Origin of the sequence: Acidovorax sp. MR-S7 (genome assembly GCF_000400995.2) — a bacterium.
Taxonomy (GTDB): Bacteria; Pseudomonadota; Gammaproteobacteria; order Burkholderiales; family Burkholderiaceae_C; genus MR-S7.
On the sequence record NZ_DF238917.1, the window covers coordinates 87,018 to 99,324 of the forward strand.

11 protein-coding genes are annotated in these 12,307 nt (G+C 69.7%); 4 read left to right on the plus strand and 7 right to left on the minus strand.

Annotated features, from left to right (window positions below):
- Positions 1 to 3 precede the first annotated feature (3 nt).
- The 5 genes from AVS7_RS10260 to AVS7_RS10280 form a co-directional block, all read right to left on the minus strand.
- Positions 4 to 1,551 (minus strand): polyamine aminopropyltransferase, encoded by a 1,548-nt coding sequence (locus AVS7_RS10260; RefSeq protein ID WP_020230522.1) that lies wholly within the window; start codon positions 1,549 to 1,551, stop codon positions 4 to 6.
- Positions 1,552 to 1,594: 43 nt separating this feature from the next.
- The gene (locus AVS7_RS10265) at positions 1,595 to 3,736 is read right to left on the minus strand and encodes a TonB-dependent siderophore receptor (RefSeq protein ID WP_020230523.1); all 2,142 of its coding nucleotides are present in this window, start codon (positions 3,734 to 3,736) and stop codon (positions 1,595 to 1,597) included.
- Between the two features lie 107 nt (positions 3,737 to 3,843).
- Positions 3,844 to 4,071, minus strand: a complete 228-nt coding sequence (locus AVS7_RS10270; protein ID WP_020230524.1) for a DUF350 domain-containing protein — start codon at positions 4,069 to 4,071, stop codon at positions 3,844 to 3,846.
- Positions 4,072 to 4,093: 22 nt separating this feature from the next.
- Positions 4,094 to 5,578, minus strand: a complete 1,485-nt coding sequence (locus AVS7_RS10275) for a DUF4178 domain-containing protein (RefSeq protein WP_020230525.1) — start codon at positions 5,576 to 5,578, stop codon at positions 4,094 to 4,096.
- Between the two features lie 68 nt (positions 5,579 to 5,646).
- Positions 5,647 to 6,678: an SPFH domain-containing protein gene (locus AVS7_RS10280; protein ID WP_020230526.1), complete on the minus strand. Its 1,032-nt coding sequence runs from the start codon at positions 6,676 to 6,678 to the stop codon at positions 5,647 to 5,649.
- A 187-nt stretch (positions 6,679 to 6,865) separates the two neighbouring features.
- Here AVS7_RS10280 and AVS7_RS10285 point away from each other — a divergent pair, with 187 nt between their 5' ends.
- The 3 genes from AVS7_RS10285 (at position 6,866) to AVS7_RS10295 (ending at position 9,288) form a co-directional block, all read left to right on the plus strand.
- Positions 6,866 to 7,120: a DUF2061 domain-containing protein gene (locus AVS7_RS10285; protein ID WP_020230527.1), complete on the plus strand. Its 255-nt coding sequence runs from the start codon at positions 6,866 to 6,868 to the stop codon at positions 7,118 to 7,120.
- 93 nt (positions 7,121 to 7,213) lie between these two features.
- The gene (locus tag AVS7_RS10290; RefSeq protein ID WP_020230528.1) at positions 7,214 to 8,068 is read left to right on the plus strand and encodes a DUF6502 family protein; all 855 of its coding nucleotides are present in this window, start codon (positions 7,214 to 7,216) and stop codon (positions 8,066 to 8,068) included.
- Between the two features lie 2 nt (positions 8,069 to 8,070).
- Positions 8,071 to 9,288, plus strand: coding sequence for a DUF5666 domain-containing protein (locus AVS7_RS10295; RefSeq protein WP_024001300.1), 1,218 nt, complete (start codon positions 8,071 to 8,073; stop codon positions 9,286 to 9,288).
- A gap of 19 nt (positions 9,289 to 9,307) precedes the next feature.
- Here AVS7_RS10295 and AVS7_RS10300 read toward each other — a convergent pair whose 3' ends face one another.
- Complete coding sequence (locus AVS7_RS10300) at positions 9,308 to 9,610, minus strand: flagellar basal body protein (RefSeq protein ID WP_034691625.1); 303 nt, start codon at positions 9,608 to 9,610, stop codon at positions 9,308 to 9,310.
- Between the two features lie 98 nt (positions 9,611 to 9,708).
- Positions 9,709 to 10,650 (minus strand): LysR family transcriptional regulator, encoded by a 942-nt coding sequence (locus AVS7_RS10305; RefSeq protein ID WP_020230530.1) that lies wholly within the window; start codon positions 10,648 to 10,650, stop codon positions 9,709 to 9,711.
- An 88-nt stretch (positions 10,651 to 10,738) separates the two neighbouring features.
- Between AVS7_RS10305 and AVS7_RS10310 the strand changes: the two genes are divergently transcribed.
- Positions 10,739 to 12,094, plus strand: a complete 1,356-nt coding sequence (locus AVS7_RS10310; RefSeq protein WP_020230531.1) for an aspartate aminotransferase family protein — start codon at positions 10,739 to 10,741, stop codon at positions 12,092 to 12,094.
- Positions 12,095 to 12,307 lie beyond the last annotated feature (213 nt).

Below are 12,307 nucleotides of genomic sequence, written 5' to 3' on the forward strand. Positions count from 1 at the left end.
GTTTCAGTGGCCTGTGCGGCCCCACTCCTGCGCGTAGGTGTGCACCAGCACCTGGTTGGACAGGCGGTTGACCTCGGCGTCCACGCGCGCCATGTCGACGGGAAAGTGGAACAGCAGCGGCAGCGCCTCCAGCGACAGGAAGCGCAGCCCCGGCGGCAGCGCATCCGGCATGCGCCAGGGGCGGCGGCTGGCGATGACGAAGCCCCATTCGCCGAAGCTCGGCACATGGGCGTGGTAGGGCCGCGCCTGCAGGCCCACCGACTCGATGGTGGCCGCCACCGTCCAGAAGCTCTTGCGCGCGATCAGCGGCGAGGTGGTCTGGACCACCGCATAGCCGCTGGCCGCCAGGCGCTGGTCCAGCAGCGCGTAGAAGCTGTTGGTGAACAGCTTGCCGATGGCGAAGTTGGTCGGGTCCGGGAAGTCCACGATCACCACGTCGAAGGTATCGCTGCCCTGCTGCAGCCACTGGAAGGCGTCCTGGTTCACCACGCGGACCTTGGGCGAGGCCAGTGCATCGCCGTTGAGCCGGCGCAGCGTGGGGTGCTCGCCGAACAGGCGCGTCATGGCCGGGTCCAGCTCCACCAGCGTGACGGATTCCACCGCGGGGTAGCGCAGCACCTCGCGCACCGCCATGCCGTCGCCGCCGCCCAGCACCGCCACGCGCCTGGGCGCGCCGTGCGCGGCCATGGCGGGGTGCACCAGCGCTTCGTGGTAGCGGTACTCGTCGTTCTCTGCGAACTGCAGGTTGCCGTTGAGGTAGAGGCGGTGGCCCAGGCGCCCGTGCGTGACCACGATGCGCTGGTAGGGCGAGGCCGTGCCCATCACGATGCGGTCCTGGTAGAACTTGTCCTCCGCGAAGCGGGTAATGTGCTCCGCGCCCGCCAGGCCCGCCGCCAGCGCCGCCAGCACCGCCGCGCAGGCCAGCGCATGGGCGCGCAGGCGCCGCAGCTCGTGCCGGAACAGCCACAGTGCCCACACCGCCACCGCCGCGTTCAAAAAGCCGAACAGCAGCCCCGTGCGCACCAGTCCGAGCTGCGGCACTAGCAGCAGCGGGAATGCCAGCGACACGGCCAGTGCGCCCAGGTAGTCGAAGGTGAGCACCTGCGACACTAGCTCCTGCAGCCGCACGTTGCGCTTGAGGATGCGCATCACCAGCGGAATCTCCAGCCCCACCAGCGTGCCCACGAGCAGCACCATGCCGTAGAGCAGCACGCGGAAGGCGCCGGGCGCGTAGGCGTTTGCGATGAAAAGCGTCGCCGGCAGCGCTCCACCCACCAGCGCCACGAGCAATTCGATGCGCAGGAAATGCGCGGGCAACTGCCGCTCGAAGTAGCGCGACAGCCACGAGCCCACACCCATGGCGAAGAGGTAGGTGCCAATGATGGTGGAGAACTGCAGCACCGAGTCGCCCAGCAGGTACGACGCGAGCGCACCCGCCGCCAGCTCGTACAGCAGCCCGCAGGCCGCGATCACGAAGACGCTGGCGAGCAGGGCGACGTCGATGGGGCGGGGCGGGCTGTGCGCCGGGGCGGAGGCGGTTGGGGACGACACGGGCGCTATTGTGTAGCGGCGCCGTGCCGGCCATCGGCCGCCATCAGAACTGGTAGTTCGCGCTCACCAGCACGCTGCGCGGCGCACCGGGCATGGAGCTGGAGCGCCAGTACTCCTTGTCCAGCAGGTTGGAAATGGCGAGCGTGACCGTCCAGGGCGCGGCGCGCCAGCCCACCAGCGCGTCCCAGCGGGTGTAGCCAGGCACGCGGGCGGTATTGGCGGCGTTGCTGTAGCGCTCGCTGGTGTGCGTGACGCCGATCTCGCCATACCACGGGCCTTGCGGCGCGTAGCGCAGGAAGAGGTTGCCGTTGCGCTGCGCGGTGTTCACAAGGCGCTTGCCCACGTTGGCGGGCGCGCTGCGGTCCTCGGCCACCTTGGCGCTCATGAGGCCCACGCCGCCGCGCACGTACCACGATGGCGCCACGCGGCCCGCCAGGTTGAACTCGATGCCGCGCGAGCGTTCCTTGCCGCGCACGGCCCATTCCAGGGGAGAGTTCACGGCATCGGGCTGGTAGCGGATGTTGTAGTGCTCCAGCTGGTATGCCGCTAGCTGGGTGGACAGGCCGCCGTCCAGCCAGTCGCTCTTGACCCCGGCCTCGACCTGGCGCGAATAGCGCGGCTCGTCGTCCTGCGCGCCGCTCACGCCCAGCATGCCGCGCCCGCCGTAGGGCGAGTAGCTCTTGCTGTACGAGGTGTACACGCTGTGCTCGCGCACGGGCTGCCACACCAGGCCCGCGCGCGGACTCACAGAACTGCCGCTGGCCGCGCGGGTGGCGCCGGTGAGCCGGTTCAGCGTGTCGAAGTCGTAGCTGTCGTAGCGCGCGCCCACCAGCAGCTTCCATTGCGGCGCGAGGTGCACGAAGTCCTGCACGTACAGCGCGCGCGATGCGGCTTCGTGCAGGTTGTTCTGGGTGGGGTCGGGCCGCTGCGCAGGGCGGGCGGGCCAGACGGGGTTGAACGGGTCGATGGTGGGGCCGGGCACGGTGCCGTACACCTGGGGCTGGCGCTCTTCCTCGCTGTGCTCCAGGCCGATGAGCAGCTCGTGCCGCATGCCCGCCAGCTCCGCCCGGCCGGTCAGGTCCAGCGTGTGGGTGGTGGTCTTGTTGTTCGTGGCCTGCCAGGCGTAGTTCTGGCGCATCTGGCCGGGATAGGTGCAGGCGGCCCCCGCCGCGGTGCGGCCCGCCGCGTTGCAATAGGTGCCGCCGAAGACGTGGTCGAAGTCCTGGCTGGCCTCGCGCTTGCTGGCCACCCAGCGCAGGCTCCAGGCCGGGTTGAAGTCGTAGCTCAGGTCCGAGCGCAGCACGCGCAGGCGGTCTTCCACATAGTCGTCGGGATGGGCGAAGCCCTGGCGGATGGAAATGCCCGCGGGCAGCTCGCCGTACACGGGGCCCCGGTCGGGGCGGCGCCAGACGTTGTCGTAGGTGTACTGGCCCGTCCAGCGCAGGCCGGTACGCGTGTCCACGAGGATGCTGGGCGAGATCATCTCGTTCCTGTTGCGGATGCCGCTGCGGAAGCTGTGGGCCTGCTCGCGGTCGGCCGTCAGGCGCACGGCCACGTGGTTGTTCACGACCCGGTTGATGTCGATGGTGCCGCCGTAGTTGTCCCACGAGCCGGCGCGCAGCGTGACGCTGCTCTTGGCGTCGAAGCGTGCCTGCTTGCTCACGAGGTTGATGACGCCGCCGCCGCTGCCGCGCCCGTACAGCACCGCACCGGGGCCCTTCAGGATCTCGATGCGCTCCACGTTGGCCGTGCTGCGGCGCACCTGGCCCGATTCGCGCACGCCGTCGCGGTAGATGTCACCCGAATCGGCCTGGAAGCCGCGGATGTACACGCCCTCGCCGCGCATGTCGTAATTGGTGTTCACGCCCGGCACGCCGTCGAGCATGACCGACAGGTCGTTGATGCCGTAGCTCTTGTATTTGTTGACCTCCAGCGTATCGATGGCCTGCGGAATGTCCTTGGGCGCCATGTAGGTCTTGGTGGCCGTGGTCACGCCCTCGGGACGCACGTCGTCGGCGTCGTACTGGTCGCCGGTCACCTGCACGGCGGGCAGCGTCTGCTGCGGGTGCTGGGCATCCTGCGCCAGCGCCCCGCCCTGCAGCAGCGCCAGGCAAGCCGCCGCGGCGCCCGCCGTGGCGCGGCGCTGGTGGCGGTAGGGTGTTTTCAGGGTTTCATGCAATGCCATGGTGCCGCTTCTCCTCTCGAAAGCGGCCGATTCTATGGCAAATGATAATTATTCCCATTCTCAAAGAGAGAATGCGGCATGCACGCAACAGCAGGCCGCGCAGCGGCTCAGCCGCCGTGGATCGCCGCCGCCACGATGATGCTGATGCCCAGGCACATGGCGGCCACGACCAGCGCCAGCGCGCGGTTCTGCTTCTCGACGATCTCGGCCCACAGGTCGGCGGGGGTGATCTTGTCGATGATCAGAAAGCACAGCCAGAAGACCACCACGCCGATCACGGCGTAGAGGATGGAGCCGAGGAAGGCCGCGGGCCGGAGCCATTCAAAACCCATCATGGCGTTTACTCCTTGGAAAAAATCATTTGTGGCTGCCGCCCGAGGTGTAGCCACCGTAGGAGCCGCCCGAGCTGCGGTAGCCGCTGCCCGAAGAGCCCGAACAGTTGCCCATGAGCACCAGCAGGACCAGCAGCACGAAGGCCACCAGGACGATGGTGCCGCAACCGACGCGCGCATTGCCGATGACGGGCCCCGCGTCCTGGCGGCGGAACAGCGCGGCCTGGCCTTCGAGCCGGAAGGCCAGGGCGACGGCGCTGCTGTCGATGCGCTGGCCATGCGACCAGGTGACCTCGCCGCGCGCCTGCTCGCGCGAGAGGATGCCCTTGCCGTCCACGGCGGCGAAGTCGCTGTTGTGCGTCTTCTGGCCGCGCACCACGGGCCAGTAGAACTCGCCGGCCACGTAGTTCGTTTCGGCCGTGTAGCTGTACTGCAGGCGGTACGTGCGGCCCAGGTAGATGGCCGCCTGCGCACCGTTCTGGTACTGCGGCGCGCCCGTGGCGGGGCGCACCAGGCTCCAGCCGTCGCTGGCGTCCACCAGGAAGAGGAAGCCGCGCGTGGCGTGGTAGAGCAGGTATTCATCCCAGCCGAATTCCTCGTAGTCCCCCGGCTCGCGCCCTATGCGGTGCTGGAAGCCCACCACCTGCCACGGCACGCCCTCGAACCGGCCCACGCTCCCCAGCGGGATCAGCGGCTGGACAGGCTCGCGCTGCGCCGCGTGGCGCAGCTCGCCGCCCACGCCGGCGCTCAGGTCGATGAGGCTGTTGCATGCGGGGCAGGTGCAGCTCCGGGTGCTGTCCAGCTGCACCCGCACGGGCGCACCGCAGCGGGGGCAGTTGAACTGGCGGCCTTGCTCCTCCTTGGCCGATGCCTCCTTGAGGCCCTGCATCTGCAGGTCCTCGATGCGCACCGCGCGGCCGCGCTGCACCTGGGGCGGCTGGGTGCCGTAGTCGATGGAGAGCACCTCGCCCTCGCTGCTGCGCAGCTCCACCACCTGGAAGGGCTGGCCCAGCGGCGGCAGCCGGGGCAGCTCGCCCTCGGCCGCGACCAGCCGCGCCTGCATGTTGGCCGCCACGCTGAAGGGCTGGCCGCCCACGGCGGTGGCCATGCCGACGCGAAAGCGCCCGGCCTCGGGCGGCTCGCGCCCCAGCGTGGCCGGGCGCGTGAAGACGTAGGCGCCGTTGTCTTCGCTCAGCGTGGCGGTGCTGCCGTCCTGCAGGAAGGCGATCCATTCGGCCCAGGCGCCCTCCTCGCCCCGGTACTGCAGGCGGCCGATCAGCGTGAAGGCCTGGCCTTCGAACCGGCCGCTGGCCTGCAGCCGCAGCGGGCTGTGGTCGTCGAAGACCTCGGCCATCTTGCCCACGCGCGCCAGCACCTCGCCGCTGCGCACCACGGTGCTCTGGCAGTAGGGGCAGACGGCATGGGTGGACTGCGCGCTTTTGAACTCGACGGGCGCGCCGCAGCCGGGGCACGGCGCGCGGTAGAAGCGCTGGGTACCGTTCTCGGCCATGGTGTTTTCTGAACGTTTTCGGCCTCTAGCGCCCGTCCCTCAAGCGCCAGCAGCTATCAAAAGATGCGTCAGACGAGCTTCTTGAGCAGCTCGGCCTTCTTGGCGTCGAATTCTTCCTGAGTGAGGATGCCCTTGGCCTTGAGGTCGCCCAGCTTCTCCAGCGTGGCCATCACCTCCTCGGGCCGCACGCCCACGGCAGCGGCCTGCTGCGCGGCGCCGCCCTGCAGGCCCTGCTGCAGGTTCTGCGCCAGCACCTGGCCCAGCGCCACGCCGGCACCCAGGCCCATGGCGTCGCCCGCCACGCCGCCGCCGCCCGTCCCCGCGCCTTCGGCGAACTTCGGGATGGCCTGCGCCGTCTGGTACTGCATGAAGCGGCCCATGTCGCCCCCGACCATGCCCATGCCGATCTTCTGGTCCAGCACCTTCTGCAGCTCCTCGGGCAGGGAGACGTTCTGCACCGTCATCGCCTCGAGTTTCAGGCCGATCTTCTCGAACGCGGGCGCCAGTTCCTTGCGCAGCGCGTCAGCGAACATCACCTGGTTGGCCGCCAGGTCCAGGAACGGCAGGCCGCTGCCCGCGATGGCGTTGCTGATGTTCTGCAGCACCATGCCGCGCAGCTGGCCTTCCAGGTCGGCAGCGGGGTAGGACTCGCGCGTGCCCGAGATCTCGGTGTGGAACAGCTTGGGATCGGCCACGCGGTAGGCATAGTTGCCGAAGGCGCGCAAGCGCACGGCGCCGAAGTCCTTGTCGCGGATGGTGATGGGCTGGGGCGTGCCCCACTTCTGGTCCACCTGCTGGCGCGTGCTGAAGAAATACACGTCGCTCTTGAATGGCGACTGGAACAGCTTGTCCCAGTGCTTCAGGTAGGTGAGTACGGGCAGCGTCTGCGTGGTCAGCTTGTACGTGCCGGGGCCGAACACGTCGGCCACCTGGCCCTCGTTGACGAACACGGCCATCTGCGACTCGCGCACCACCAGCGCGGCGCCGTTCTGGATTTCCATGCCCGCCATGGGGAAGCGCCAGGCGAGCGTGCCGTCGCCGTCCTCGGTCCACTGGAGGATGTCGATGAACTGCTTCTTGATGAAGTCCATGAGTGCCATGCGCGCTCCCGTTCTGTGCCTGGTGGATGGAAAAAGGGAGCGGCCATCATAGCGGCCGGCATGCGGCGCCGGCAGGGCGGAACGCGGGCCGAACAATAGTTTCAATCTTCGGTTTAGCGACGATCAATTGGTCTTTTCAAATACGAATGAATAGCATTCATCCATGCATTCGAACCGGAGTCCCGCCATGTCCCGCATCCGCGCCACCGCCCGCCAGAACCTGCCCACGCTGATGAAGACCGGCAGCTACTACGTGATCCACGTCTGCGTGGCCGCCCTGGTGGCCTACGCCGTCACGGGCAACCTGATCGCCTCACTCACCCTCAGCCTGCTGGAGCCCACGGTGCAGGCCGTGGCCTTCTTCTTCCACGAGAAGGCCTGGGAGCGCGCGCTGCGGCGGCGTGCCGCGCAGCCGCGCGCAGAGCCTGCGCTCGCCGGCTGACCGGCCAGTCGCGCGTAAATGTGCAATTTGCACATTTACGCTAGAATCCGGGGCTTCGATGGTTTCCCGGGCTGCGGCCCGCTCTGTCACGCCATGTCCCACACCCCGGATCAGACCGCCCTGCTCTCCGCCTTCGGGCAGCTCCTGCGGCCGCTGGCGCGGCTGGCCCTCTCGCGCGGATTGCCCTATCCCGCCCTGGACGAACTGCTGCGCACCGCCCTCGTGGAGGAAGCGCGCCGCCTGCATGCCGACGCGCCCGCGCACGGCCTGGTGAGCCGCGTGAGCACCGCCACCGGCCTGAGCCGCCGCGAGGCCGGCCGGCTCCTGCAGGCCCGCTCCGCCGACGGGACCGAGGCCGCCCCCCCGCCCCGGCGCTGGCTGGCCGGCGAGGTCTTCGCGCGCTGGATGACCGACCCCGCCTGCGGCCACGGCGCCGAGCCGCGCCGCCTGCCGCGCCAGGGCGCCGCGCCCAGCTTCGAGGCGCTGGCCCAGTCCGTGACCCGCGACGTGCACCCGCGCACCCTGCTCGACGAGCTGTGCCGCCTGGGCCTGGCCGAATGGAATGCCGATGACGACACCGTGGCCCTGCAGCGCAATGCCTTCGTGCCCTGCGCCGACTTCACGCGCATGCTGGGCCTGCTGGCCGACAACGTGGGCGACCATCTGCACGCGGCCGTCGACAACGTGCTCGGCGGCAGCGGCGACGCGCACTTCGAGCAGGCCGTCTACGCCGACGAGCTGTCGCAGGAATCGGTGCGCGCCCTGCGCCCGGTGATCGCCGCGCAGTGGGCCGCGCTGTTCGGCCGCCTCGTGCCCCTGCTGGAGCAGCACATCGCCAGCGACAAGGCCGCCGCCCGTGCGCAGGACCAGCGCGTGCGCATCGGCTTCTATTCCTACGCCGAACCCATGGCGCAGCCCCCCATTCACCACCCCCCTCACGGAGCATGACCATGCAACCCACACATCCCACCTCTCCCGCCCGCCGCCGCCTGCTCGCCGGGGGCGCCGCATCGGCCGCGCTGGCCCTGTTCGGCTGCGGAGGGGGTGGCGGCGACAGCCTGGCCGGCGTGGGCAGCGGCGGCACCGGCTCGTTCGCCAGCGGGCCCATCCATGGCTTCGGCTCCATCATCGTGGGCGGCGTGCGCTACGACGACAGCGCCGCCCGCATCGCCACCGACGCAGGCGCCGCGGCCAGCAGCGCCGACCTGCGCCTGGGCATGGTGGTCGAGGTGAACGGCGGCGACATCGCCACCGACGCCCTCACCGGCCAGCGCCGCGCCGCCGCCAGCGCCATCAGCGTGCGCAGCGAGATCGAAGGCCCCATCGAAGCCATCGACCCCGCCGCCGGCACCCTCGCCGTGCTCGGCCAGCAGGTGCGCGTGACCCCCGCCACCGTATTCGACGACGACCTGCGCGGCGGCCTCGCCAGCCTGCGCGTGGGGCAGGTCGTGGAAATCTACGGCCTGCTGAACGCCGCGGGCCAGTACACCGCCACCCGCATCGACGACGAGGACGGTGCCCGCCACTACAAGCTGCGCGGCCCGGTGAGCGGCCTGGACAGCGCCGCGCGCACTTTCCGCATCGGCACCGCCACCGTTTCCTATGCGGGCCTGGGCACGCCGCCGGCGGGCCTGGCCAGCGGCCAGTACGCCCGCGTGGAGCTGGACCCCGTGCCCGGCGCCGCCGGCGCATGGACCGCCACCCGCCTGCAGACCACGCCCACCGGCACGGGCAGCCTGCCCGCCACGGGCCGCGTGAACGCCGAGCTGGAGGGCTACATCACCGCCTTCGCCAGCAGCACGCGCTTCGCCGTGAACGGTGTGGACGTGGATGCCAGCGGCGCGGCCCGCCTGCCTGCCGGCCTGGCGCTGGGCCGGCGCGTGGAAGTCGAGGGCGTGCTGGTGAACGGCACCCTGGTCGCGCGCGAGGTGGAGCTGGAAGACGATGACGACCGCGACGGCGGCGGCCTGGAGATCGAAGGCCGCATCACCAGCGTGGCCGCGGGCGGCTTCGTGGTGCGCGGCGTGACGGTCGGCTACGACGCCGCCACGCGCTTCAAGGGCGGCACGCCCGCCCAACTCGCCGTGGGCGTGAAGGTGGAGGTGCAGGGCAGCCTCTCGCCCGACGGCGCGACGCTGCTGGCGACCGAGATCGAATTCGACGACTGAGACAACGGCGGAGGGCCCGTCAGGCCCTCACATCGAGCAGCGCGCCGGCCATCTCATCGGCCGTGCGCAGCACCAGCAGGCTGGCCTTGAAGGCATAGGTGGCGGCGATCTGCTCCACCGCTTCCTGCTCCAGCGCCACGCCGGGCTCGCCCGCCTGGCCCGGGCGGGCGCGCGTGCCGCCGAGGGAGGGAGCGGCCTGCTGCTCCACCGTCTGGCGGCGGAAGCCCTCGGTGTTCATGTTGGCCACGTTGTGCGCGCTGCTGTCCAGGCGCAATTGCGCGGCCTGGAGGCCGGACTGGGCGATGGCGGCAATGGAGGTCATGGTGCCCATGTTATCGGCAAAGCGCGCCAGCCCTTGAGTTTGCTCCTATTTCAATAGCTGCTTGCGCTTACTGCATAAGCGCTGGAGGTCAAATTCCCTCAAACTCCTGCATGTTCCTGCACCAGGCAGCGCTGGAACGCCTGCGCCGCGCGGCTGGGCTCGGGCGAGCGCCGCACCAGGCTCACGAAGCGGCAGTCGTAGCGGAACGCCTCGGGCCGCACGGCGCGCATGCGGCCCTGGCGCTCGAAGCCTTCGGCGTAATGGTCGGGCAGGAAGCCGAGGAAGCGCCCCGACAGCACCAGCGTGGCGATCGACTCCTGGTCGAAGCCCGTGGCGCTGCGCGTCAGGCGCGCCTCGTGGCTCAGCTCCATGTTGGGCGAGTGGTAGCCCAGGCCGGCGAAGGGGTAGCGGCGCACGGCGTCCCAGTCCAGCCCTGCGGGGAGCGCGTCGAACAGCGGGTGGCCCGCGCCGCAGTAGAGCAGCATGGTTTCGCCGAACAGGTCCGCATAGACCAGGCTCTGCGAGCTGCGGTGCGCGGGAATGATGCCCACCTGGTAGCTGCCGTCGATCACGCCGCGCTCGATGGCGTTGATCGAGCCCACGTGCAGCTGCAGCTGCACGTGCGGCGCCTCGGCGGCGAAGGCGGCGATGGCCGCGTCGATGTGCGCGGCCGGGTTGCTGGCCGTCTTGTCGAACACCGCCACGGCGAGCTGCCCGCCCATGCGCGCATGGATGTCGTCGATGCTGCCCAGGAACCCCCGCACCGAGGCCAGCAGGCGCAGCGTTTCCTCGTAGACGCGCTGCCCCTCGGGCGTGAGCGCGAAGCCCGCGCGGCCGCGTCGGCACAGGGTCAGGCCCAGGCGCGTTTCCAGGTCCTTCACGTGACGGCTCACGGTGCTGGTGCCGATGTTCAGCTCCAGCTCCGCCGCGGCCATGCCGCCGCACTCGACCACGGCCTTGAAGACCTGCAGCAGGCGCAGGTCCATGTCGGAGAGCTGGCCCAGCACGGCGCGCTGGCGGGAGGGGGCTTTTACTTGCATAGATTGGCAAGTGAACGTGGATATTTGTTGCTTCAACGGATTATGGCCGGGACCACAATGCGCGCATTCCCTTTCACGGAGAGCCGCCATGTCTTTTGCCGTCATCGACGAAACCACCTCCTCCCCGCGCATGGACGCCGCCTGGCTCGACGCGCACTGGATGCCCTTCACGGGCAACCGCAACTTCAAGGCCAAGCCGCGCATGATCGTGGGCGGCCAGGGCGCCTACTACACCGATTCGGAAGGCCGCAAGATCTTCGACGGCCTCTCGGGCCTGTGGTGCTCGGGGCTGGGCCACGGCCGCACCGAGGTGGCGCAGGCCATCGGCAAGGCGGCCGCCACACTGGACTACGCGCCCGCGTTCCAGTTCGGCCACCCGGCCTCGTTCGAGCTGGCCAACCGCATCAAGGACCTGACGCCCGCGGGCCTGGACTACGTGTTCTTCACCGGCTCGGGCTCCGAGGCGGCCGACACCTCGCTCAAGATGGCCCGCGCCTACTGGCGCGCCAAAGGCCAGGCCGGCAAGACGCGCCTGATCGGCCGCGAGAAGGGCTACCACGGCGTGAACTTCGGCGGCATCTCGGTCGGCGGCATGGTGGGCAACCGCAAGACCTTCGGCCAGACGGTGGAGGCCGACCACATCCCCCACACGCAGCCGCCCGTGGGCTCGTTCCACAAGGGCATGCCCGACATCGACGGCCGGGCCCTGGCCGACAAGCTGCTGGATGTGATCGCGCTGCACGACGCGAGCAACATCGCCGCCGTGATCGTGGAGCCGTTCTCCGGCTCGGCCGGCGTGGTCATTCCGCCCCAGGGCTACCTGCAGCGCCTGCGCGAGATCTGCACGCAGAACAACATCCTGCTGATCTTCGACGAGGTCATCACCGGCTTCGGTCGCTGCGGCGGCTGGACGGGCGCCGAGGTGTTCGGCGTGACGCCCGACATCATGAACTTCGCCAAGCAGGTGACGAATGGCGCCCAGCCGCTGGGCGGCTGCGTCGCCACCAAGGAGATCTACGACACCTTCATGGCGCAGGGCGGCCCCGAGTACATGCTCGAATTCCCCCACGGCTACACCTACTCCGCCCACCCCGTGGCCTGCGCGGCGGGCAACGCGGTGCTCGACATCCTGCAGAAGGAAGACATGCCTGGGCGCGTGAAGGCGCTGTCGCCCTTCTTCGAGAAGGCCGTGCACAGCCTCAAGGGCGCCAAGCACGTGGCCGACATCCGCAACTACGGCCTGGCCGCGGGCTTCACCATCGCGTCGCTGCCGGGCGAGCCCGCCAAGCGCCCCTACGAGGTCGCGATGAAGTGCTGGGACAAGGGCTTCTACGTGCGCTACGGCGGCGACACGATCCAGATCGCACCCCCGTTCATCAGCACCGAGGCGGAGATCGAGCGCTTGGTGAACGCACTGGGCGACGCGCTGGCCGAGACCGCCTGATCTTCATTTTTGATAGCTGCCAGCGCTTGCCCAGCAAGCGCTGGAGGCACTTTTGACCATTCATTCCATGCACAACGACCAATCCGTGACCCAGACCGTCGGCCACCTGATAGACGGCCAGCTCGTGGCCGACACCGAGCGCACCCAGCCGGTGTTCAACCCCGCCACCGGCCAGTCCTCGCTGAACGTGGCCCTGGCCAGCCAGGCCACCGT